General features: G+C 59.2%; 22 protein-coding genes. 18 read left to right on the top strand and 4 right to left on the bottom strand.

The annotated features are described in order from the left end of the window. Positions 1-14 precede the first annotated feature (14 nt). Entirely contained in the window at positions 15-1,106 is a 1,092-nt protein-coding gene (gene aroC, locus AB4N53_RS01745) for a chorismate synthase (RefSeq protein WP_460117684.1), read from the bottom strand. Positions 1,107-1,236: 130 nt separating this feature from the next. Between aroC and AB4N53_RS01740 the strand changes: the two genes are divergently transcribed. After that, entirely contained in the window at positions 1,237-2,190 is a 954-nt protein-coding gene (locus AB4N53_RS01740; protein ID WP_460117682.1) for an alpha/beta hydrolase, read from the top strand. Positions 2,191-2,289: 99 nt separating this feature from the next. Then, positions 2,290-3,081 carry a hypothetical protein gene (locus AB4N53_RS01735; protein ID WP_460117680.1) on the top strand — a complete coding sequence of 264 codons (792 nt, stop codon included), beginning with the start codon at positions 2,290-2,292 and terminating at the stop codon, positions 3,079-3,081. Positions 3,082-3,218: 137 nt separating this feature from the next. Here the strand turns inward: AB4N53_RS01735 and prmB are convergent, their stop codons facing one another. Further along, a complete protein-coding gene (gene prmB / locus AB4N53_RS01730; RefSeq protein ID WP_434768252.1) occupies positions 3,219-4,127 on the bottom strand; it encodes a 50S ribosomal protein L3 N(5)-glutamine methyltransferase in 909 nt (302 codons plus the stop codon). A 239-nt stretch (positions 4,128-4,366) separates the two neighbouring features. Between prmB and AB4N53_RS01725 the strand changes: the two genes are divergently transcribed. The 5 genes from AB4N53_RS01725 (at position 4,367) to AB4N53_RS01705 (ending at position 7,139) form a co-directional block, all read left to right on the top strand. Then, a complete protein-coding gene (locus tag AB4N53_RS01725) occupies positions 4,367-4,957 on the top strand; it encodes a cysteine hydrolase family protein (protein ID WP_016773772.1) in 591 nt (196 codons plus the stop codon). A gap of 131 nt (positions 4,958-5,088) precedes the next feature. Next, the gene (locus AB4N53_RS01720; protein WP_016773771.1) at positions 5,089-5,409 is read left to right on the top strand and encodes a hypothetical protein; all 321 of its coding nucleotides are present in this window, start codon (positions 5,089-5,091) and stop codon (positions 5,407-5,409) included. A 74-nt stretch (positions 5,410-5,483) separates the two neighbouring features. Continuing rightward, positions 5,484-6,041: a Smr/MutS family protein gene (locus AB4N53_RS01715; protein ID WP_460117677.1), complete on the top strand. Its 558-nt coding sequence runs from the start codon at positions 5,484-5,486 to the stop codon at positions 6,039-6,041. Between the two features lie 77 nt (positions 6,042-6,118). Next, a complete protein-coding gene (gene folE / locus AB4N53_RS01710) occupies positions 6,119-6,664 on the top strand; it encodes a GTP cyclohydrolase I FolE (protein ID WP_016773769.1) in 546 nt (181 codons plus the stop codon). Between the two features lie 103 nt (positions 6,665-6,767). After that, positions 6,768-7,139 carry a glutathione S-transferase N-terminal domain-containing protein gene (locus AB4N53_RS01705; protein WP_071171524.1) on the top strand — a complete coding sequence of 124 codons (372 nt, stop codon included), beginning with the start codon at positions 6,768-6,770 and terminating at the stop codon, positions 7,137-7,139. 160 nt (positions 7,140-7,299) lie between these two features. On the opposite strand, the gene AB4N53_RS01700 is transcribed toward AB4N53_RS01705, so the two are convergent. Then, positions 7,300-8,466, bottom strand: a complete 1,167-nt coding sequence (locus tag AB4N53_RS01700; protein ID WP_460117674.1) for an aminotransferase-like domain-containing protein — start codon at positions 8,464-8,466, stop codon at positions 7,300-7,302. An 81-nt stretch (positions 8,467-8,547) separates the two neighbouring features. Here AB4N53_RS01700 and AB4N53_RS01695 point away from each other — a divergent pair, with 81 nt between their 5' ends. The 5 genes from AB4N53_RS01695 (at position 8,548) to AB4N53_RS01675 (ending at position 17,010) form a co-directional block, all read left to right on the top strand. After that, positions 8,548-8,994, top strand: coding sequence for a MarR family winged helix-turn-helix transcriptional regulator (locus tag AB4N53_RS01695; RefSeq protein ID WP_434768249.1), 447 nt, complete (start codon positions 8,548-8,550; stop codon positions 8,992-8,994). Positions 8,995-9,282: 288 nt separating this feature from the next. Beyond that, positions 9,283-10,632, top strand: coding sequence for an NCS2 family permease (locus tag AB4N53_RS01690; protein WP_039763812.1), 1,350 nt, complete (start codon positions 9,283-9,285; stop codon positions 10,630-10,632). 85 nt (positions 10,633-10,717) lie between these two features. Next, the gene (locus AB4N53_RS01685) at positions 10,718-11,347 is read left to right on the top strand and encodes a LysE family translocator (protein WP_460117671.1); all 630 of its coding nucleotides are present in this window, start codon (positions 10,718-10,720) and stop codon (positions 11,345-11,347) included. A gap of 194 nt (positions 11,348-11,541) precedes the next feature. Then, entirely contained in the window at positions 11,542-15,066 is a 3,525-nt protein-coding gene (locus AB4N53_RS01680; protein WP_460117669.1) for a calcium-binding protein, read from the top strand. A 93-nt stretch (positions 15,067-15,159) separates the two neighbouring features. Further along, entirely contained in the window at positions 15,160-17,010 is a 1,851-nt protein-coding gene (locus tag AB4N53_RS01675) for a hypothetical protein (protein ID WP_460117667.1), read from the top strand. 126 nt (positions 17,011-17,136) lie between these two features. On the opposite strand, the gene uraH is transcribed toward AB4N53_RS01675, so the two are convergent. After that, complete coding sequence (gene uraH, locus AB4N53_RS01670) at positions 17,137-17,490, bottom strand: hydroxyisourate hydrolase (RefSeq protein WP_460117665.1); 354 nt, start codon at positions 17,488-17,490, stop codon at positions 17,137-17,139. A gap of 420 nt (positions 17,491-17,910) precedes the next feature. Between uraH and puuE the strand changes: the two genes are divergently transcribed. The 6 genes from puuE (at position 17,911) to AB4N53_RS01640 (ending at position 23,934) form a co-directional block, all read left to right on the top strand. Continuing rightward, a complete protein-coding gene (gene puuE, locus AB4N53_RS01665) occupies positions 17,911-18,837 on the top strand; it encodes an allantoinase PuuE (protein ID WP_042608504.1) in 927 nt (308 codons plus the stop codon). Beyond that, positions 18,834-19,349: a 2-oxo-4-hydroxy-4-carboxy-5-ureidoimidazoline decarboxylase gene (uraD, locus tag AB4N53_RS01660; protein WP_016773760.1), complete on the top strand. Its 516-nt coding sequence runs from the start codon at positions 18,834-18,836 to the stop codon at positions 19,347-19,349. Before puuE ends, uraD begins: the two co-directional genes overlap by 4 nt. Positions 19,350-19,436: 87 nt before the next feature. Further along, positions 19,437-20,432 carry an allantoicase gene (gene alc / locus AB4N53_RS01655; RefSeq protein WP_071171520.1) on the top strand — a complete coding sequence of 332 codons (996 nt, stop codon included), beginning with the start codon at positions 19,437-19,439 and terminating at the stop codon, positions 20,430-20,432. A 119-nt stretch (positions 20,433-20,551) separates the two neighbouring features. Next, entirely contained in the window at positions 20,552-21,055 is a 504-nt protein-coding gene (locus AB4N53_RS01650; protein ID WP_460117662.1) for an ureidoglycolate lyase, read from the top strand. A 51-nt stretch (positions 21,056-21,106) separates the two neighbouring features. Continuing rightward, positions 21,107-22,420 carry a urate hydroxylase PuuD gene (locus tag AB4N53_RS01645; RefSeq protein WP_076566791.1) on the top strand — a complete coding sequence of 438 codons (1,314 nt, stop codon included), beginning with the start codon at positions 21,107-21,109 and terminating at the stop codon, positions 22,418-22,420. A 161-nt stretch (positions 22,421-22,581) separates the two neighbouring features. Beyond that, positions 22,582-23,934: a nucleobase:cation symporter-2 family protein gene (locus AB4N53_RS01640; protein ID WP_137216195.1), complete on the top strand. Its 1,353-nt coding sequence runs from the start codon at positions 22,582-22,584 to the stop codon at positions 23,932-23,934. The last annotated feature ends 110 nt before the right edge of the window (positions 23,935-24,044 follow it).

Here is a 24,044-nt window from a genome sequence, read left to right as displayed (position 1 = left end):
TTTGAGCGCAGCCATCAGAGCTGGCCCAGCACCGGCGTGCTCACGCGCACGTCGGCGTTCTGCCCACGGTGGCGCAGCAGGTGATCCATCAGCACGATGGCCATCATCGCTTCGGCGATCGGCGTCGCGCGGATGCCGACGCATGGGTCGTGACGACCCTTGGTGATCACATCGACCGGGTTGCCATTCACGTCGATCGAGCGGCCCGGGGTGGTGATGCTCGACGTCGGTTTCAATGCCAGATGCGCAACGATTGGCTGGCCGGACGAGATGCCGCCGAGGATGCCGCCGGCGTTGTTGCTGAGAAAACCCTCCGGCGTCAGTTCATCGCGGTGTTCGGTGCCGCGCTGGGCGACACAGGCGAAACCGGCGCCGATCTCGACACCTTTGACCGCGTTGATGCTCATCAGCGCGTGGGCCAGTTCGGCGTCGAGGCGATCGAAGATCGGCTCGCCAAGACCCGGCATCACGCCTTCGGCGACCACGGTGATCTTCGCCCCGACCGAGTCCTGATCGCGGCGCAACTGGTCCATGTAGGCTTCCAGCTCAGGGACCTTGTCCGGGTCAGGGCTGAAGAAAGCGTTTTCTTCGACCGAATCCCAGGTCTTGAACGGAATTTCGATCGGCCCGAGCTGGCTCATGTAGCCACGAATGACGATGCCCTGACCCGCAAGGTATTTCTTCGCGATCGCCCCGGCCGCCACGCGCATCGCGGTTTCCCGAGCCGAGCTGCGGCCACCGCCGCGATAATCGCGCTCGCCATATTTGTGGTGGTAGGTGTAGTCGGCGTGGGCCGGGCGGAACAGGTCCTTGATCGCCGAGTAGTCCTTGGACTTCTGGTCGGTGTTGCGAATCAACAGGCCGATCGCGCAACCGGTGGTGCGCCCCTCGAACACGCCGGAGAGGATTTCGACTTCATCGGCTTCCTGGCGCTGAGTGGTGTGGCGACTGGTGCCAGGCTTGCGGCGATCGAGGTCGCGCTGCAGATCTTCCAGGGAAATCTCCAGGCCCGGCGGGCAGCCGTCGACAATGGCGACCAACGCCGGACCATGGCTTTCGCCAGCGGTGGTGACAGTGAACAACTTGCCGTAGGTATTGCCGGACATGCAGGACGCTCCGTGAAATCAAACCCGAATTCTTGATGCGCGCCAGTATACGCAGGCTAACCGAGTAGTTCATCCTCGAACCTTAGCGGTGCTGGCGAGTCCAACCGGCACCTTGACCAATGATGGCGTGATGATGCTGCGAGTTTTGATCTTGAGTCTTACCCTCTTTACAGGCTTTGCCCAGGCGACAGTCCTACAACGCCCGGTCACTCTGGACACCGGCAACGGCGAACTTTTCGGCTCGTTGTTGCTGCCCAAGTCCGACAGCCCGGTGCCGATTGTTCTGATCATTTCTGGCTCGGGTCCTACAGATCGCGACGGAAACAACCCCGACGGCGGGCGCAATGACAGTCTCAAGCGCTTGGCCTGGGTACTGGCCAAACACAACATCGCCAGCGTGCGTTACGACAAGCGCGGTGTTGCGGCGAGCCTGGCGGCCGCTCCCGATGAACGTGATCTTTCAGTGGAAGGCTATGCAGCGGACGCGGTGGCGTGGGGGCAGAAGCTCAAGGCCGACCCGCGTTTCGGCAAACTGATCCTGCTCGGCCACAGCGAAGGCGCGCTGATTGCCAGCCTCGCTGCGCCGAAGCTGGACGCAGCGGCGGTGATCTCGCTGTCCGGCAGCGCGCGACCGGTCGATCAGGTGATCCGCGAACAGCTGGCGCGCAGCTTGCCGCCGCCACTGATGCTGCGCAGCAACGAACTGCTCGACAGCCTCAAGGCCGGGCATATCGATGACAACGTGCCGCAACCGTTGCAGGTGATCTTCCGCCCAAGCGTGCAGCCGTACCTGATTTCGCTGTTCCGTCAGGACCCGGCGCAAGCTTTTGCCCAGCTGAAAATGCCGGCACTTATCGTTCAAGGCAGCAACGACATTCAGGTCGGCACCGAGGACGCGAAGCTGCTCAAGGCGGCGAAACCAGACGCGCAACTGACGGTGATCGAAGGCATGAACCATGTGCTGCGCATCGTGCATAACGACATGAAGCGGCAATTGGCCTCCTACAAGGACCCGAATTTGCCCCTGGCCGCCGAACTCGGCGCCGCTGTCATCGAATTTATTGACGGAATTCGTGCAAGTTAACTGCGTTTTACCCTCCAGCCTCACAGAAAACGGCCGATAAGCCTTTGTCGCCAGCGCAACGTCTGGCGGCAAGCAGGGCTTGGACAGGATCTCGCCGTTATGACTGAAACCCAGACTACACCCGACACCAGCGCTGAAAAAGACGCACCGCCAGCGGTCGAATTGCCGTGGGCGGACGTTCAGGCCGAGCACCACAAGATGCTCCGCCTGGCGCCGCTGCAGACCGACCGCAACACCGGCGGCCGGCCGTTGCGCTTTGTCGAATTCGGTTACGCCGAGCGCAACAGCAAAGAGCGCAGCCTCATGCGCATGGCGATCAAACTGCCAAACCAGCGTGTGCGCAAAGAGCAGAATCATCTTGATGTGTGGGTCGACCACGCGAGCAAACGTGTGAGTTTCGGTCCCGACAGCGGCTTGCAGATCGAACCGCTGAATCGCGGTATCGGCCGCTTCATGGCCGCGCAAGGCATCAACTGGGCGAAAAAGCGCTGGCCCGGCTACACCGTCGACGGCATGGACTTGAACAACAAGGACGCGCTCAACGAAGACACTCGCTTGCGCCGCGACCATTTCCTGCGCGTGCACGGTTTCGATGTGGCTTACGCCGATGCCCAGCATTTGAAAGGCAGCATCAAGGCGGTGCAGGTCGGTGATCTGTTGGGTGACTGGAACAGCGAAAAGCTGCAGGTCGTCGAAATTCTTGAAGCCGCACAGATGCTGCAGCAAGCCGAGCAGAATCTGGCTGAACAGGAAGTGAAGCTGAAAAAGCAGGAGGAGAAAGTCAGCAAGTTCAAGCGTGAAGACGCCGGTTTGCGCTTCACCATTACGTGCCTGGTGGCGTTTGCGGTGTTTCAGGCGGGGTTGTTGATCTGGATTGCTACGCACCGGTAGATCAAAAGATCGCAGCCTTCGGCAGCTCCTACACTGGAATGATGGACATCCTGCAGGAGCCGCCGAAGGCTGCGATCCGATCGTTCCCACGCTCTGCGTGGGAATGCAGCCCGGGACGCTCTGCGTCCCTGAAAACGTCAGACGCGTGAGGCGAAAAGTGCCTGATGCGCGCGGCACTGCTCGGCGGTCAGCATGAACACGCCATGCCCGCCGCGCTGGAATTCCAGCCAGGCGAAATCGACTTCCGGGTACAACGCTTCAACGTGCACCTGGCTGTTGCCCACTTCGACAATCAACAAACCCTTCTCGGTCAGATGATCCGCCGCTTCGGCGAGCATGCGCCGGACCAGATTCAGACCATCATCTCCGCAGGCGAGGCCGAGCTCCGGCTCGTGCTGATATTCGTCCGGCATGTCGGCGAAATCTTCCGCGTCGACGTAGGGCGGGTTCGACACGATCAGATCGAAACGCTGACCCGGCAAGCCCTCGAAGCCATCACCCTGCACCGTGTAGACGCGCTCATCGACACCATGACGCTCGATGTTCTGATTGGCCACTTCCAGCGCTTCGAACGACAGGTCCGCGAGCACTACCTCGGCATTCTGAAACTCGTAAGCACAGGCAATACCGATGCAACCCGAGCCGGTGCACAGATCGAGAATTCGCGCCGGTTCGTTGCCGATCCACGGTGCGAAGCGGTTTTCGATCAGCTCACCGATCGGTGAACGCGGGATCAGTACGCGCGGGTCGACAATGAACGACATGCCGCAGAACCACGCTTCACCGAGCAGGTAGGCGGTGGGAACGCGATCTTCGATGCGGCGCTTGAGCAGTCGCTGCAGGTTGACCAGTTCGTCATCTTCCAGCGCGCAATCAAGATAGCTGTCGGCGATTTCCCACGGCAGGTGCAGAGCGCCCAGTACCAATTGACGCGCCTCGTCCCAGGCGTTGTCGGTGCCATGGCCGAAAAACAGATCCTCCCCATGGAAGCGGCTGACGGCCCAACGGATATGGTCGCGCAGGGTACGAAGTCGGGAAGTGATCACGGCGTAGAGCTCCAAAAAAAACGACTGGCGATTCTAACAGCCAAAACGCCCGACGACGACGCAGGAAAAACCGCGCTGCAACGGTAGGAGATTTCTTTTTTTTGCATCAGGCATTGAACGGAACGTGTAACTTGACAAGGCTGCAGGCCAAGAACGACGGCGCCTACGATGGTAGCGATTCACAGAACCGCTCAGCCAGAGGACAATGTCGCAAAAGCCCCACCCCGAGGAGCCCCAGAATGTCCGTTCCAAAAACGATGTTTCAACTCAGCGGTCGCGGTTACGCAGCGGCCACACTGAGCCATGCCACCGTGGTCATCATCGATGCCCAGAAGGAATACCTCAGCGGCCCGCTCGCCCTGAGCGGCATGGACGCGGCCGTCGCGAACATCAAACAAGTGGTTGCCGCAGCCCGTGCCGCCGGTCGGCCGATCGTGCACGTGCGTCATCTCGGCACCGTTGGCGGCCTGTTCGACCCGCAGGGCGAACGGGGCGAATTCATCCCCGGTCTGGAACCGCAAGGCGATGAAACCATTATCGGCAAATTGCTGCCGAGCGCATTCCATGGCACTGAGCTGCTCGAGCGTCTGCAGAATCTCGGCTCGCTGGACCTGATCGTTTGCGGTTTCATGAGTCACTCCAGCGTCAGCACCACCGTGCGCGCGGCGAAAAATCTCGGTTTCCGCTGCACCCTGGTCGAAGACGCCTGCGCGACCCGCGATCTGCCGTTCAAGGGCGGCGTGCTCAGCGCCGAACGCGTGCAGGAAGCGGAAATGGCAATCATGGCTGACAACTTCGCCACACTGGCAAAGACTCAGGACCTGATCTGATCCTGCCCTTGTGAGCGGTGCGTTGGCGCCGCTCATCCGCTATATCCGCTGATTTGCCGCAAATGCCATAGCCTCAGGAACAACCCGGTCAACTCCCGGTCGAAGGGCCGATACCATTGAGGAAGGTCGGAATGAAGTTATCCGATGGATTTGACGCACGCCGTTTGCGGCCCAAAGGCCAAAGCAACTGGCGTTTTCGATTTGGCGCGGCGATCTCGGCCATTCTGGCGACGTTCGGCGTGCTGCTGGCGATGGCCGGCGCCGCCAGCCTGCTCGGCCGCCCGCCGGCGCTGGGTGACCTGAACGCATCACCGCTGGGCTCGGCAATCATGCTCGCCGTCGGTTTGCTGTTTCTGTACTTCGGCGTTGCCCTGTGGCGCCGCTGCCGCCGTCGCGCGCGGCAATCGCGGGAACTGAACATGTCCCCGCATCTGATGAAAAAACACGACTGACCCGATGGCCTGGCTTTTTGCCGGGCCGTTTTCTGTCGACTTGGGTAAACTGGCCGCCCTTCGCGGAGGCTGACATGCAAGACGACGATTTTTCTCTGTTCAAAAGTGCGATCCAAGGCGTCAAGCCGATCAAGCACGACCGCGCCGACACCGGCAAACCCAAGGCTGACCGCGCGCAGATCGCCAAGCTGCGTCAGTCCGCTACCGTACGCAGCGACACCACCATCATTGACGGCCTGTCCGACCAGTTCGTGATAGATGTCGGCCCGGAAGACGAGCTGATGTGGTCCCGCGATGGCGTGCAGGAAAGCCAGATGCGCAAGCTCAAGGTCGGGCAGATCCCGTTTGAAGGCAGCCTCGACTTGCACGGCATGAGCGTGGAACAGGCCCGGGAGACGCTTTGGGCCTTTCTCGCCGAAGCGACCAAATTCGAAATCCGCTGCGTGCGCGTGACACACGGCAAGGCTGTGCGCCTGGATGGCAAGCGCCCAATGATCAAAAGCCACGTCAACACCTGGCTGCGCCAGCACGCACAAGTGCTCGGATTCTGCTCCTGCCAGGCCCGCCACGGCGGCGCCGGCGCGGTTTATGTGATGCTGAAACGGACGATGATGGAAGGTCGCGACGAATAAAGCCGTCACACCGAACTTGCAGGGTTGTGTCCGCCACCGTACCCTTGCCCTTTGCGAAAATCCCCACAGGTAGTTTCATGTCCCTGGAACAGAATTACACCGCGATTCTCGGCCAATTGGGCGAGGACGTGTCCCGCGAGGGCCTGCTCGACACGCCAAAGCGTGCCGCCAAAGCCATGCAGTACCTCTGCCGCGGTTATGCACAGACGCTCGAAGAGGTCACCAACGGTGCCCTGTTCAGCTCCGACAACAGCGAAATGGTGCTGGTCAAGGACATCGAGCTGTATTCGTTGTGCGAACACCACCTGCTGCCGTTCATTGGCAAGGCGCATGTCGCCTATATCCCGAGCGGTAAGGTGCTCGGCTTGTCGAAAGTGGCGCGGATCGTCGATATGTACGCCCGTCGCCTGCAGATCCAGGAAAACCTCAGCCGCCAGATCGCCGATGCAGTGATGCAAGTCACCGGCGCGCTGGGCGTAGCCGTGGTGATCGAAGCCAAGCACATGTGCATGATGATGCGCGGTGTCGAAAAGCAGAACTCTTCGATGATCACTTCGGTGATGCTCGGTGAGTTCCGCGAAAACGCGGCAACCCGTAGCGAATTCCTCAGCCTCATCAAGTAATTCGCAACAGAAAACAGCCGGCGTTGATCGCCGGTTTTTTTTCGCCCGTGAAAAATCGGGTAAGCTGCGCGCCTTTCTTCATTCGTACCGTGAGGCTTTCAACGTGTTCGTCAAAGCGCTTCGTGTCGGCCTCGGCCAACTGGTTATCTTCATCGACTTCATCACTCGTCCGGGCAAGAAGAAACGCCCCGCCGCTGCTCAGGCGCAAGTCGACGCTGCCGCAAAAGATCTGACGCTGTATCAATTCCACGCCTGCCCGTTCTGCGTGAAAACCCGCCGCGCCCTGCATCGCCTGAATGTGCCGGTGGCGCTGAAAGACGCGAAGAATAATGAGCAGGATCGCCAGACGTTGCTGGAACAGGGCGGCCGGATCAAAGTGCCTTGCCTGCGTATCGAAGAGAATGGCCAGACAACCTGGATGTATGAGTCCAAGGTGATTATTGATTATCTGGATAAGCGATTTGCGGCGGTCTGATGGTTATGTGGTGAGTTGATTGACGCCTTCGCGAGCAGGCTCGCTCCCACCCTTTGGAATGCATTTGCGCTGTGGGAGCAAGCCTGCTCGCGAAGGGGCCCTCTCAGCCACCGCAAATCCCAGACAAAAATAAACCGGCCCTCGAGCCGGTTTATTGTTTTCAGGCCGCTTTCTCTAGCTGCGCCTGGCGCACCACCGCCGCCAATCGCTTGAGCCCTTCATCCAGGCGCGCTGGATCAATGTGGCTGAAGTTCAAGCGCAAATGCCCGTGATGCTTGTCCGGCTCAGGGAAAAACGGCTCACCCGGCATGAACGCCACATCATTGGCCAACGCCTCGTTGAGCAAAGTCCGCGTATCCAGCGGCTGCTTCAACGTCAGCCAGAAGAACAGCCCGCCCTGGGGCATGTTCCACTCAGCCAGATCGGCAAAGTGGCTTTCCAGCGCCAACTGAAATGCATCGCGCCGCTGCCGATAGAACTCACGCAGATCGCTTAAATGCTGTTGATACCTCTGCGAGCCGATCCATTGCAGCGCCTGCCACTGGCCGATGCGATTGGTGTGCAGATCGGCCGATTGCTTGAGTTTGAGCAGATGCGCGAAGAGGTCCGGGCTAGCGATCAAGTAACCGACGCGTAAACCGGGCAACAAGGTTTTCGAGACGGTGCCGGTGTAGATCCAGCTCGCCTTCTGCAGACGCCCGGCAATCGGCTTGGCGCTGCCGCCATCGAAGGTCAGCTCGCGGTACGGCTCGTCTTCGATCAGGGTGACGCCGAATTCATCAAGCAACGCGGCGACCGCTGCGCGCTTGGCCTCGCTATAGCGCACGGCGGATGGATTCTGGAATGTCGGAATGAGATAGATAAACGCCGGGCGGTGCTGTTCCAGACGGTTGCGCAGTTGCGCCAGGTTGGGGCCGTCGGCTTCCTGCGGCACGGTCAGGCAATCGGCGCCGAACAGCTGGAAGATTTGCAGCGCAGCCAGATAGGTTGGCGCTTCAAGCAAAATTTCCGTGCCCTTGTCGATGTACAGCTTGGCCGCCAGATCCAGGGTTTGCTGGGAACCGCTGACCACCAGCACCTGACTCGCCTCGCATTCCAGGCCAAGCGCCCTCGCCTCTGCCGCCAAGGCTTCGCGCAAGGCCGGCTCGCCTTCGCTCATTCCGTACTGGCCCAGGGACAGCGGCATTTCGGCCCACTCCACTTTTGGCAACATCGCCTCAGCGGGCAAGCCGCCGGCGAACGACATCACCTCCGGACGCTGGGCCGCAGCGAGGATTTCTCGGATCAAAGAACTTTTCAGGCGCGAGACACGTTCGGAAAAAGCCATGGAGGTCACCGTAGCGAGGGAGGCGAAAAATGAGTCAAACTGGTTGACTGAAACTACGACAGCTTGAGCGAGTACGTCAACATGCTTGACCTTAAAAACCCCTCCAGTCAGCAACAGGCCATGGAAGCGTTTTTCTTCGGCTACCAGGCGTTCACGGCCAAGGCTGATGAAATGCTTGAGCGTCGCGGCCTGTCGCGGGTGCACCAGCGCATCGTGTTTTTCATCGCGCGCTATCCGAACCTCAGCGTGAAAGAGTTGCTGGCCCTGCTTGGCGTGAGCAAACAGGCGCTGAACATGCCGCTGCGCCAGTTGCAGGAGATGCATCTGGTCGACAGCGTCGCTTCGCAGACCGACAAGCGTAAGCGCTTGCTGGAGCTGACGGCGGAAGGTGCGAAGTTTGAGCAAGCGTTGCGCCGCGAGCAGGTGAAATTGCTTGAGCGGGTGTTTGCCGAGGCCGGGGAAGCGGCGGTGAATGGCTGGCTGGCGGTGAACCTGGCCTTGGGTGGCAGTCTGACAATTCTTGAGTGAATCAACAGGCACTTTCGCGAGCAGGCTCGCTCCCACATGGGAACGCATTACAAAGGTGGGAGCGAGCCTGCTCGCGAATGGCTTGATAGCCATATATCCCTATCAGCAAAAAAATCGCCGACAAAACAAAAAACAATATTTGCTTTATTTGTACACAAAAGCATAATCCACTGCGTGCGAGTTCCTGACTACACGGTCAACAAATTCGCGTATGCCTCAAAGGGCCGCTGCCACCCCTCATGGGTCCGGCCCTGGAAATAACAATAAAACTCTTGAGGAGTACTCGCTGTGGAAAGCCGCAAATCCGAAGCACCGCCGCTCGAGCTCACGCCGCCATTACGCAATGGCCTGCTGGAGCGTCTGTTCAAACTCAGCTTGCATGGCACCACGGTGAAGACCGAGCTGATTGCCGGTCTGACAACCTTCATCACCATGGCTTACATCATCTTCGTCAACCCTAACATCATGGCCGATGCCGGCATCGATCACGGTGCAGCCTTCGTTGCCACCTGTATCGCCGCCGCATTGGGCTGCCTGTTGATGGGGCTGTACGCCAACTGGCCGGTCGGCCTGGCACCGGGTATGGGCCTCAACGCCTTCTTCACCTACACCGTGGTCGGCACCATGGGCTACAACTGGGAAACCGCGCTCGGCGCGGTGTTTGTCTCGGGTGTGCTGTTCATGTTCCTGACCTTTTCGCGGATTCGCGAGTGGCTGCTCAACAGCATTCCGGTCAGCCTGCGTTTTGCGATGGGCGCCGGTGTTGGTCTGTTCCTCGGCCTGATCGGTCTGAAGACGGCAGGCATCGTTGTCGACAGCCCGGCAACGCTGATCAAGCTCGGTTCCCTTCGCGAACCCGGCCCGCTGCTCGCAGCGATCTGCTTTCTGATGATTGCCATCCTCAGTTACCACCGCGTGTTCGGTGCAATCCTCATCAGCATCATCACCGTCACTCTCGCCGGCTGGGGCCTGGACCTGGTGCACTACGAGGGCATCATGTCCGCGCCGCCGAGCCTGGCGCCGACCTGGATGGCAATGAACGTCGCTGGCGTGTTCAACGTCAGCATGATCAGCGTGGTGCTGGCCTTCCTGTTCGTGCACATGTTCGACACGGCCGGCACACTGATGGGCGTCGCCCAGCGCGCCAACCTCGTGGCGGCTGACGGGCGCATCGAAAACCTTTCCCGAGCAATGAAGGCTGACAGCGCATCCAGCGTATTCGGTGCCGTGGTCGGCGTGCCACCGGTTACCAGCTACGTGGAAAGTGCCGCTGGCGTGGCCGCTGGTGGTCGGACTGGTCTTACCGCCGTCACCGTGGGTGTGCTATTTATAGCGGCGATGTTTTTCGCCCCACTGGCTGGCATGATTCCCGCTTATGCCACGGCTGGCGCACTAATCTACGTAGCGATGCTGATGATGGGCGGCATGGCCCACATCGAATGGGACGAAGCGACCGATGCGATTCCGGCAATTGTCACGGCGATCATGATGCCGCTGACCTTCTCCGTCGCCGACGGCATCGCGCTGGGCTTCATCACCTATGTGGCGCTGAAGGCCGGCACCGGCAAGTACAAGGAAATCTCCGTCAGCCTGTGGGTGCTCTGCGCGATCTTTATCGCCAAGTTCATCTTCCTGTAAACGCTGCGCGGTTCATGCTTCACCCCAGCCTCACCCTCACCGGTGGGGCTTTTGTGCATTTCGATAACAACAAAGGAGCAAAGCGATGAGTCTGGAAACCTGGCTGCTGTTCAGTGGCGCTGCATTGGTGGTGATCCTGATCCCGGGGCCGCTGTCGTTGCTGATGATCAGCAACAGTCTCAATTACGGTTTGCGCCGCTCGTACCCGGCGTTCCTCGGTGGGGTGATCGCCTCGGTCTGCCTGCTCAGCGCTTCGGCACTCGGGCTTGGCGCCTTGCTGTTGGCATCGGAGCAGTTATTCAGCGCATTGAAAATCGTCGGCGCACTGTACCTGTTCTATCTCGCCTGGCAGAGCTGGCAGCAATCGCGCCAGCCATCGACGGGCGCCGAAGTCCCTGAAGCCGCACCGGTGCCGCGCTTTCGCACATTGTTCGGGCGTGCCTTCGTTCTGGGTGCAAGCAACCCGAAGGACATCCTGTTCTTTGCCGCATTTCTGCCGCAGTTCCTCAGCGCTAACCAACCTTTTCTGCCGCAACTGCTGATCATGATCGCGACCTGGGTGGTGCTCGACCTGTGCTGCAAGCTGGCCTACGGCCTGGGCGCTCATGGCGCAGCGCGGTATCTGCGCAGCGGCAAAGGCCAGAGCTGGTTCAACCGGATCAGTGCCGGGCTGTTTGGCGGTGCCGGCGCGGCCTCACTGCTCAGCAGTCACTGAATATTGATGTGCATAACCCTCCTGACTGAACGGATTCAAGTCAGGAGGGTGCTGTTTACAATTAACCATCTCGCGCCCACCCCCGTAATCATTGACAAGCAATACACGGCAACAACCACTTTATGTACAGCGTTCGAAAGAGCGCCTTAATATCCGCTCCAATTCGAAACAATAGCCAGAACAAGGAAGTTCTCATGGCCACTCTGATACAACAGGCATCCACTCAAACCGATCCTGCAATAGACCCAAACAATCAAAACGTTACAGACACGGTTGTTATTACGGATATGCGCTTCGAAAGCAACGAGCGCAAGCCTGCAACTATTGATGCGCCTGAAAGCTCATCCAAGTCGAACCAGTTGAACTTTGCCGACGAAATATTCGGACCTTTGCAAATAGGCGATATATCAATAACACGAGTCGCTCTTGACCACTTGGGAGCGACCGTCAACGGCAAACCCTTGAATGGTCGTAATACTTTTAGCCGCGTACTCAAACGTTCTTTTATCGATGCCCTGCAATTCGACCTTAACAAAGTCGAACACGCGATAAAGACCACCACTGGCAGCGACACTTACTTGTTGCCGACCTTGTTGTTTGAAATGGCCAGTCACCGTCCTCTGACCGCACCGCCGCTGTTCAGCGAGCGCGTCAGCGATGACAGTGGTCCGGGTAGCTACCACCGCAAACTGATGAAACTCGCCAATGCCGCGCAGGCGCTCGACCTGCAGCATGTGCACCTGCCCAAACACCATCCGCGCTGGAAAACCCTGAGTAAAAGCTACGCAGCACTCGGCTCCAGCGTCGGCATCCAGGGCTTCGGGATTTTCATGGGCCTGCGCGGAGTCGTCGATGCGATCAAGGCCGACAACACCACGGAAATCGCGATAAACAGCCTGGGTATTGCATCCGAACTGGGCTCGATCGCTGTCGACGTAACCGTCAGTAAAATTGCCACCCAGATGCTCACCGCCGGACAACACGCCTACCGTGACTTCGCCAGGACGCGTATGGCAATCAGACTCGGGCGTTCGGGAGGCCTGCTCGGCGGCGCGCTGACGTTGCCTTTCGATATCTACACCGCCGTGCGGTCCATGAACGCTGCCGAGAACGCCACGGGCAAGGATGCGATGGATCACTACGTCAGTGCCGGCCTGAGTATTACCAGCGCAGCGATGACGGTGATCCTCGGCGCCGCAGCGATGGCCGGTTTTTCCCTGGCCGGTCCGGTGGGACTGGCTGCCGGTGCCATTCTCGCCATCGGATCGCAGGTCTACGGGGCGGTGCGCATCGTCGATGACATTGACGATTACATCGAACTTACCCTGGAGGAACGGTGGCGCACTGGCTGGTTTGCGTTCTGCATGAAGGATATCGATCAGGACGTTCAAGACCGCTATGTCAAAGCCAAGACTTTGTTGCAGCACTCGGTCAAGTTGCAGGCAGCGGCAAGGACACTGCTCGACGGCCCTCTCAAGGACACCACCGAAGCCATCGTCAATGGCCAATTCGAAGTTCGTCTGCGACCGACCCGGGTCTGGAAGCGCAACTGGTGGACCAAGCAGGATGCCTGGGAGTCGGCAAATGTCCCTGAGATAGTCGGCCTCGACGACAGCATCGATGCGCGCGAAGGCGTCACCCAACAAACCCCCGGCGCGGAACTGGGCACAGCCGCTGACAACAAGAGCGTTCTGTGGCTGCTGACCGAGGGTCGGGACTCAGTCAAGGGCGTCGAGAAAAAACCGAATGTCTTTCATTACAAATCGGGAAAGAAAGAGCTGACCGGGGGCGAGAAAGATGATCGGTTCGTATTCGACAACGCGGCGGCCCTCCTCAAGCAAGGCGCGAATGTTGGTGAACACTCGGTACTGCGCGGCGGTGCAGGCAATGACACTCTGGTGCTCAGCGGCGTCCACTCGGGTTACCGCACTGATAAGACCGGCTATGACGTCGATCTGCCGGGCGGCACCCTTAAGGTCATCTCGCCCGATCAGTCTGCGGATAATGGCAGGAAACACACGCTGCACAGTTTGCTGGACAGTATCGAGAATATTGAAACCGTTGACAGCGCCGTCAGCGTAGTGACTGGCACAGCGCAAAACAACATTATCAAGGCGCGCGGTAGCGACGTGATCGAAGCCGGCGCCGGAGACGATCAGATCCACTTGTTGCACAAAGACGCCAAAGCATCCGGAGAAGCAGGCATCGATCAATATTTTATCGCCCATGTGGCCGGTCGCTTCTCGATCATCGAGGATGGCAAACAGCCAAGTTACATCCTCCTGAAATGGAAAAAAGACCTGATTGATTCCTGCAAGATCGAGGAAAACGACCTGCTCGTCATTTCCGGATTTGAATTCAATGACAGGTTGAAAAACATATTAACCATACATGACGTCTATGAAAAACAAGCCAACGAACGAATATTGATCAACAACAACCTTACTTTCATCACCAGCGACGGTTTCTACTTCAGACTTGATCTACCCGAGAAAATCGCGGAAGGCGAGACAGCGGATCTCGCGGAAATAATCATCAAATTGGGTCAACCGCAACGACCGGTCATTGTCTACGCAGAGGAATGCTGGATCAGACATCATCAGGACGCAAGTTACTACCTGCCGCGTGCCAGTAACATGACCACTTTTTACTCGGTAACACGCTACGAGACAGTCAGCCGAATTTATCTTGACTACAGTAGTGACGAATTGACCAGGGCTGAAGCACACTTCTTCAGTTTCAAACCCAAGTCAAACCGACTGACTGCGGGTTGCCATCTCATCTATCACTTGGGCGACAAGCGGATCAAGTTGAATTATTTCTCCTGCGCCCGTAATGAGGATGATCACGACAACCTGACGAAAATCCTGCGGACCATGGCAGTTCGGCCCTTTTACCGTTATGTACTGATCTTCAAGGACGGTATTGCCATCAATGCCGGTCTCACGGATGAAACCGAAGCCCTTCCTGCTTTCACTGATTACGCTGTGCAAAGGGACTGGATTGTCGAGATGCCTTTGCCGCTCGCCTTTCGCTCGCGACGCTTCAGCTATGCCTTGCCGGAGAACAAGTCGCACGAAATGGGCAATCGCAACTGCTGCGCCACGCTCACCGCCCTGACCGTGCAAACCGCCATGGAAACCCTTATCGGAGAAAGCGCCACGTATCTGATTCATCTCGTGGCCGACATGACCATCAAACTATCCACACCGGGTGCACTCGCGAGCTCGCCTGTGCGTCTGGCGAACTCTTCCACCTGGGAGCTCGATGCGACAAAACTCGGATCCGTTGCGATCAAACTCTCGAATAATCAATTATCCATTGGCACCTGCACTGTTTATCTGCCGGTGTATGAAAGCGAAGACTTGATCGATCAGATCCGGGTAATCACGGCGAACGGCATTGTTCATACGGTCGATCTGGTGTTTGACCGGGTCTATCAAGACGGCCTGGATGCGCGATTCTTTGAAGCCCCCGACGTGGCCGGAGCAATGCCTTCAGCACTCGCTCCGCTGGCCACCGATGTGGTGAAAGTCAGCAACGTGAACTGGATCTTCGATGAGCGAGCCGCACTGAGTTACAGCTTCGCCGCATTCGGCTGGGTATTGAGCGCCGATAACTCACGCGTTGAAGCGTCCGAGCTGCGAGTGGCGAATCGTTGCAGTCACCAATCCGGGATCTTTGCCCCCCCGCCACGGCTTAACGTCCCGCTGGCGTAACGCCGAAATCTTTTATCGATAGCGCCCTTGGCCACATTGCGTTTGGCCAGGCGCCTGCGCGCGCCTGCGCATTCACTTCATGAGTATCAGAAAATGGCTAAACCACCGAAAAAAGTATCTGTCACGACAAAAACCGATCTGCCTGAGGCTCCAGGTTCCAGTTCGCCGACGCCGCGCAACACTGTCGGTCTGCACATGCCGGACGCCCTTCTGCTGGGCATTGAGCCGACGCCAGGCCGGGCCACAGAAGCCTCGGCAGGGGTTGATCAAATGCCTGCGGTGGTCATTCACCAATTGCCACCGACAGCGAATGCTTCCGGCACGACTCGCCAGGCGACCGCTTGGCCGCAAGACCGCGCAGACGAGTTGGTACCCTTGCCAGACCAGCGAGGTCTGTTCACTGGCCCGGATCAGCGAACGTACGCACAGATTGCTGACGAAGGACGGTTCGTGGTCGAACAGGATTCGCACGGTAATTACCATTTGCCGCTGACCTTCGCACCCGGCGTAGCGGGCCTCGCCCTGGTTCGCAACGAAGGCCAGCCGAGCTGGAACATCCAGCGCCCTGACCGGCAATCGATCCGGCCCGCGACATCTACCGCAGATACCCCCACCTACCTGTCTCCATCGGACGTCAGCACGCTGACCAAACCCGAGCTGGCCACTGATGGCATTCGCTACAACAAGCTCAAGCAGACCTTTGTCACTACGCTGGACGGTACGGTCATGGTGCGCAAAAACAAGGATGGCGAATATCAGCAGGCGTTTGCGACAAGCCGTGATGCACCGGAGATTTTCTTCGAGCAGATCGCAGGAACCGTGTTCTGGCGGCAAAAAGCCTCTGGTCCCCAGCAGGCAGAACCCTCGTCATCCAGCCGGCAGCCGATCGTTCAGGCCGAAGAGCCCATCGCCGGCCCGAGCAAACGACCACGGCTGGACGAGGCAATCGATGCGTCAACACAACCAACAGCCAGCGTACAGGACCAGCAGTCTGCGTATTCCTGGTTGCCCTGGGGCTATTTGAACAAGCCTGCGGGGATCGAATCGGTGCAGCTTGGCTGGCTGCATTATCCCATTGTGCCGGTTGGCTCAAACCCGGCGCCCAGAGTATTTTTCGTGGTTCATCCTGAGTTCAGGCCGACGCACTTTGAAGCGTTCGAGACCATGCTGACCCATGCCCCTGCCCTGCAACCTGTGGCAACGTTTCGGATCGGCAGCGATCCGGGCGAAATACACCCGGGAAAACGCTTTTTCGACGCGCCGATCACCCAGTCGGTGGCGCGTGCCTTCCCCGACTTTTCTGACGCCACCGCGCGCGCCGTGGCCAGACGGCTATTTGAACTGGCCGATCACTCACCGACGATCACCGGCACCGGGCTGGTCAACATTCAGGCTGCACTGCATCAATGGCAGCAACGGACAGTTCCCACGACGCCGACGCTGACCATGGCCGACCCGATGAACATGCTGGCGGTGGCACCGGACATTGACCTCGGTGGCAAGCGACTGATTCCGATGCCTTCCCGGGTCGACAGCGAGTTGCAACGCCTGAGCTTCGACCCCCAGCGTTTTCCACTGGCCTGGAATCACTACTCAACCTATCCCTCGGACCTCAACCTGAGGCGACTGATAGGTTCGTTGCTGGTTAACAGCGGCTACGAATTATTCCCGCTGACGTACGAACATCGCATGCCGACGCTGGTGTTCAGACGAGCCCACCACGATCAGATTTTCTTCCTCAAACTGGGAGCGGTCGACCAGGCAGGTCTGACGCATGTGCCCGGCAATGAGCTGACCGAACCGAGCGCGCCGGCCCGAATTGGCCAGGCCGCCTTCAAAGCGCTGACCGAGGCCGCCGCGCAAAACAGAGTGGTGTGGCTGATCGGCGGAGTGTTGAGGGTTGCCGGCAAGCCCGACTCGGTATTCATCATCCGCGAGCGCTGAGCATGGCGCTCGGTCGCCGGTTTCGAGGCATCTTGCGAGCATAAAAAAAGCCCGCAGTGTGAGCGGGCGAAAGACCAAAGAAGCTATATGCGCAGTCGCTTCCCGGTGGGGGCAGCTGCTTGGGGGTCAGCTGCCCCGATACGTGGAATAGCTGTAAGGCGAAATCAGCAGAGGCACGTGATAGTGGTCCTGCTCGGCAGAGATGCCGAAACGCAAGACCACCACGTCGAGAAATGCCGGCTCGGGCAATTGCACACCGCGGGCGCGGTAGTAATCGCCGGCGTGGAACTGCACCTGATACACGCCGGTGCGATACTCGTCGCCTTGCAGCAACGGTGCATCGACCCGGCCATCGCTGTTGGTTGTCGCACTGGCGACCAATTCCAGGTGCGATCCTTCAACGCGGTACAGCTCGACCTTGATCGAGCTGCCCGGGCAACCGTGTGCAGCGTCCAAAACGTGTGTTGTCAAACGTCCCATTGATTCTGCGCGCCTGGCCGCTACAAGCAGTCAGACTTCGCGCCTCCCGAAGTCAGTTGAAAAGGAGACCGCACCGTTTCAGAGCACGAAACGCTGCGGCGAGCGACTGATTAAGACACTTTTCAAAAAAATTGTACACAATAAAAACGACATTTTTCGCTTCACCCACGCCATCCGGGCCTTTATCGCCAATCCGCAGGCAAAGCGCCTGATCATTGCGCCTTCTATTCATTAGCTGACTGGTCAGGCAGGTTTCTTGCAGGCTGCAACCGTTAACAGTAAAAGATGACGGCCGGTGAAAAATGCGAAAATTCAGGCTTACAAAATGTAAATAAAGTTGTATACAATCAGCCCATCGCTGTGACGCCAGCCTGCCAGGCCGCCACACCAATCTGTCAACGTACAAGAAGGAAGACTGCAGTGAGCGCTGACTACCCACGCGACCTGATCGGTTACGGCAGTAACCCTCCTCACCCACACTGGCCGGGCAATGCCCGGATCGCCCTGTCCTTCGTACTCAATTACGAAGAAGGTGGCGAGCGCAATATTCTGCACGGCGACAAGGAATCCGAAGCCTTCCTGTCCGAAATGGTCGCCGCTCAGCCGCTGCAAGGCGCGCGCAACATGAGCATGGAATCGCTTTACGAGTATGGCAGCCGTGCCGGCGTCTGGCGGATTCTGAAGCTGTTCAAGGAATTCGATATTCCGCTGACCATCTTCGCCGTGGCCATGGCCGCCCAGCGTCACCCGGATGTGATCCGGGCGATGGTCGAAGCCGGCCACGAGATCTGCAGCCACGGCTACCGCTGGATCGACTATCAGTACATGGATGAAGCGCAGGAACGCGAGCACATGCTCGAAGCGATCCGCATCCTCACCGAACTGACCGGCGAACGTCCGCTGGGCTGGTACACCGGTCGCACCGGGCCGAACACCCGTCGACTGGTGATGGAAGAAGGCGGTTTCCTCTACGACTGCGACACCTACGACGACGACCTGCCCTACTGGGAACCGAACAACCCGACCGGCAAGCCGCATCTGGTGATCCCCTACACCCTCGACACCAACGACATGCGCTTCACGCAAGTGCAGGGTTTCAACAAGGGTGACGATTTCTTCGAATACCTCAAAGACGCGTTCGACGTGCTTTACGCCGAAGGTGCCGAAGCGCCGAAGATGCTGTCGATCGGTCTGCACTGCCGCCTGATCGGCCGCCCTGGTCGCCTCGCTTCGCTCAAGCGCTTTATCGAATACGCCAAAAGTCATGAACAGGTGTGGTTCAGCCGTCGCGTCGACATCGCGCGCCACTGGCAGCAAACCCACCCGTACCAAGGGACTGCAAAATGAGCCGTTTTCAAACCCTGCAACCGTCGACCCTGAGCCGCGACGCTTTCGTCAAAGCCTTCGCCGACATCTACGAACATTCGCCATGGGTGGCCGAAAAGGCCTACGACCTCGGTGCGGACGCTTCGATCGACGAGATCGAAACCCTGCACCAGCGCATGAGCGATATCCTGTTGAGCGCCGATCATGCCAGCCAGCTGGCCCTGATCAACGCTCACCCGGACCTGGCCGGCAAAGCTGCCGTCCAGGGCCAACTGACCGAAGCCAGCACCAATGAACAGGCTGGCGCCGGTATTCACCAATGCACGGCCGAAGAGTTCCAGCGCTTCACCGAGCTGAACGACGCCTACAAGGCCAAGTTCAAGTTTCCCTTCATCATGGCGGTAAAAGGCAGCAACCGGCATCAGATCCTCGCGGCGTTCGAAACGCGCATCAACAATTCGGTGGAAGCCGAATTCAAATGCGCGCTGGCGGAGATCAACAAGATTGCCCTGTTCCGTTTACTGACTCTTTAGCAAGCTTGGCCCGAGCGTGAATGAACGCGCAAACGCCCAGGGCCCTGCAAGCATCCCCAGCCAACTTATCAAAGGCAGACAAGAAGAATGAAAGCTTACGCCGTACCTTTCGAAAAATACGTCAACCTGGCCGACGCCCGTCTGGGCACCAAAATCATCTCGGTCACCGATGACTGGTTCGCAGACGCCAATCGTCTGTTCCAACCGACCCCGGCCGTATGGAAGGAGGGCGTGTTCGATGACAACGGCAAGTGGATGGACGGCTGGGAGTCGCGCCGCAAGCGCTTCGAAGGTTACGACAGCGCGGTGATCCGTCTGGGTGTACCGGGCTCGATCAAAGGCGTGGACATCGACACTTCATTCTTCACCGGCAACTATCCGCCCTCGGCCTCGCTGGAAGCGTGCTTCCTGGCCTCGGGCGAGCCGGATGAAAACACCCAGTGGACCGAAGTGCTGTCGGCCGTAGAGCTGCAGGGCAACAGCCACCACTACCACGAAATCAGCAACGACAAAGCGTTCAGCCACCTGCGCTTCAATATCTACCCGGACGGCGGTGTGGCTCGTCTGCGCGTGTACGGTATTCCATTCCGCGACTGGTCCGCGGTTGGCGACAACGAGCAGGTCGATCTGGCTGCAGCCCTCAACGGTGGCCGCGCCCTCGCCTGCTCCGACGAACACTTTGGCCGCATGAGCAACATCCTCAACCCAGGCCGTGGCATCAACATGGGCGACGGCTGGGAAACCGCGCGTCGTCGCACGCCGGGCAATGACTGGGTAATCGTCGCCCTGGGTCATCCGGGCGAGATCGAGAAGATCGTCGTCGACACCCTGCACTTCAAAGGCAACTACCCGGACACCTGCTCGATCCAGGGCGCGTTCGTGAAAGGCGGGACTGACAGCCAGATCGAAACCCAGTCGCTGTTCTGGCGCGAACTGCTGCCAAGCCAGAAGCTGGAAATGCACGCCGAGCACACTTTTGTCGAGCAGATCAAGGCACTCGGCCCGATCACCCACATCCGCCTGAACGTGTTCCCGGATGGTGGCGTGAGTCGCCTGCGTGTACTCGGTAAGGTCGCTAAATAAGGTTGAACCCATTCGCGAGCAGGCTCGCTCCCACAGGGGATAGCATTCCAAAGGTGGGAGCGAGCCTGCTCGCGAAAGCGTCAGAACCAACAAAACAGAATTCGGACAAGAAGAACAGCATGCGCACACTACAGATTGAACCGCTGACCAAAGAAGCCTTCGCCCCTTTCGGTGACGTGATCGAAACCGACGGCAGCGATCACTTCATGATCAACAACGGTTCGACCATGCGCTTCCACAAACTGGCGACGGTCGAAACCGCTACGCCTGAGGACAACGCAATCATCAGCATTTTCCGCGCCGACGCGCAGGACATGCCGCTGACCGTTTGCATGCTGGAACGCCATCCGCTGGGCAGCCAGGCTTTCATTCCGCTGCTCGGCAACCCCTTTCTGATCGTGGTCGCGCCAGTTGGCGATGCACCTGTATCAGGCTTGGTCCGCGCCTTCGTCACCAACGGCAGGCAGGGCATCAATTACCATCGCGGCGTCTGGCACCACCCGGTGCTGACGATCGAAAAGCGGGATGACTTCCTGGTGGTTGATCGCAGTGGCACAGGCAATAACTGCGATGAGCATTTTTTCAAAGAGGATGAGCGGTTGATCCTCGCCCCCCACCAATAAGAGAAGGTCTGATCACTCGACAACAAGAGTGACAGGCGAGAGGTAAAGACTGTGGAAGCACATCTGTTGGAATGGCTGAACCTGAGCGTGCGCTGGGTTCACATGATCACTGGCGTGGCCTGGATCGGCGCGTCGTTCTACTTCGTCTGGCTGGAGAACAACCTCAACCGCGTCAACCCGAAAACCGGTCTGGCCGGTGATTTGTGGGCGATCCACGGCGGCGGCATCTACCACCTGGAAAAATACAAACTGGCCCCACCGTCCATGCCGGACAACCTGCACTGGTTCAAATGGGAAGCCTACTTCACCTGGATGTCGGGGATCGCGCTGCTGTGCGTGGTGTTCTACTCCAATCCGGTGCTCTACCTCGTGGCACCCGGCAGCGGCCTCAGCGGTCCCGAAGGCGTGGCCATCGGTATCGGCTCGCTGATCGTCGGCTGGTTCGTCTACGACTTCCTCTGCGATTCGGCCCTGGGCAAGAAACCCGCCCTGCTCGGCTTCATCCTGTTCGTGCTGATCATTGCCGCCGCCTATGGCTTCAGCAAAGTGTTCAGCGGGCGTGGTGCGTACCTGCACGTCGGCGCGATCATCGGCACCATCATGGTCGGCAACGTGTTCCGCATCATCATGCCGGCGCAACGGGCACTGGTCGCGGCGATCGCCGAAAACCGCACGCCTGATCCGGCCCTGCCGGCCAAGGGTCTGCTGCGGTCGCGTCACAACAACTACTTCACCCTGCCGGTGCTGTTCATCATGATCAGCAACCACTTTCCGAGCACTTACGGCAGCCAGTACAACTGGTTGATCCTGGCCGGGATCGCGGTATTGGCGGTGTTGGTGCGTCACTACTTCAACACCCGTCACGACAGCCACAAGTTTGCCTGGACCCTGCCGGTGGCAGCGGTGGGCATGATCTGCCTGGCCTATGTCACTGGCCCGGCGCCGATGTCGAACGCACCTGAAGTGGCGAAAGCACCGGCGAAAATCGAGTACCAACCGCTGCCGGAAACGGCACTGGGCGGTGGCGCGAAACCGGCCGAAGCGGCGCAACCTGCGGCACCCGCAGCCCCTGCGGCGGCACCCGCGCAAGCCTCGAATGCCGGTCCAGGTTTCGACAAAGTGCACAACGTGATTCAAGAGCGTTGCACGGTGTGCCATTCGTCCAAGCCGACCAGTCCGTTGTTCAGCGCAGCCCCGGCCGGTGTGATGTTCGACACCCCCGAGCAGATCCGCCAGAACGCCGCGCGCATTCAGGCGCAAGCCATCACCACGCAGATCATGCCACTGGGCAACATCACCCAGATGACCCAGCAGGAACGTGACCTGATCGGTGCCTGGATTGCCCAGGGAGCGCAGACCAACTAATCGTTAAAAGCATCGCGAGCAGGCTCACGCCTACAGAGATCCTGTGGGAGCGAGCCTGCTCGCGAATAGCCGCCGCAACGCGGTCCCCCTGATGCAAAGAAACAGCTGCAAGCAACCCGGCAGCTGTTAATCACAAGAATAAAAAAGATCCGAGGTGTTGCATGTCCGAGCTGTCCAAAGCGCGCATCCCCGACGCACCCGCCATTCAGCGTTTGCCCCTTTTGCAACTGATCCTGGTCGGTCTGCAACATGTTCTGCTGATGTACGGTGGCGCCATCGCGGTGCCGCTGATCATCGGACAGGCCGCTGGCCTGAGTCGTGAAGAAATCGCCTTCCTGATCAACGCCGACCTGCTCGTCGCCGGCATCGCCACTATCGTGCAGTCGCTCGGCATCGGCCCGATGGGCATTCGCATGCCGGTGATGATGGGCGCCAGTTTCGCCGCAGTCGGCAGCATGGTGGCCATGGCCGGCATGCCCGGCATCGGCCTGCAAGGCATCTTCGGTGCGACGATCGCCGCCGGGTTCTTCGGCATGCTGATCGCGCCGTTCATGTCCAAGGTCGTGCGCTTCTTCCCGCCGCTGGTGACCGGCACGGTCATCACCTCGATCGGTTTATCGTTGTTTCCCGTAGCCGTGAACTGGGCTGGTGGCGGGGTCGACGCCGCGCAATTCGGTTCACCGATCTATCTGGCCATCGCTGCGCTGGTGCTGGCGACCATTCTGTTGGTGCACCGTTTCATGCGCGGTTTCTGGGTGAACATTTCGGTGTTGATCGGCATGTGCCTGGGCTACGTGCTGTGCGGCGTGATCGGCATGGTCGACCTCAGCGGCATGGCCAGCGCACCGTGGGTTCAGTTCGTCACCCCGCTGCATTTCGGCATGCCGAAATTCGAATTGGCACCGATTCTGTCGATGTGTCTGGTGGTGGTGATCATCTTCGTCGAGTCCACCGGGATGTTCCTCGCGCTGGGCAAGATCACCGGCCAGGAAGTCTGCCCGCGCATGCTCCGTCGCGGCTTGCTGTGCGATGCCGGCGCGTCGTTCTTCGCCGGCTTCTTCAACACCTTCACTCACTCCTCGTTCGCGCAGAACATCGGTCTGGTGCAGATGACCGGCGTGCGCTGCCGTTCGGTGACCATCGTTGCCGGCGGTCTGCTGATCGTCCTCAGCCTGTTGCCGAAAGCGGCATTTCTGGTGGCGTCGATTCCACCGGCGGTGCTGGGCGGCGCGGCGATTGCGATGTTCGGCATGGTCGCCGCGACTGGCATCAAGATCCTCCAAGAGGCGGACATCGGTGACCGCCGCAATCAGTTGCTGGTCGCGGTGAGCATCGGCATGGGCCTGATCCCGGTGGTGCGTCCGGAGTTCTTCGCCCACCTGCCGCTGTGGATGAGCCCGATCACCCACAGCGGCATCGCCATGGCCACCCTCAGCGCGCTGACCCTGAACCTGCTGTTCAACATCCTCGGCGGCAAGGAGCGTGCGGCGATCAACGATTGCCATGCTCACTGATTGAAACCACCACACCACCTGTGGGAGCGAGCCTGCTCGCGAAAGCGCTGTGTCATTCAACATTGATGGCGACTGACACAACCGCTTTCGCGAGCAGGCTCGCTCCCACA

The organism is Pseudomonas sp. H3_E04, from assembly GCF_054668915.1.
This window is presented reverse-complemented; position numbering and strand designations above follow the sequence as displayed.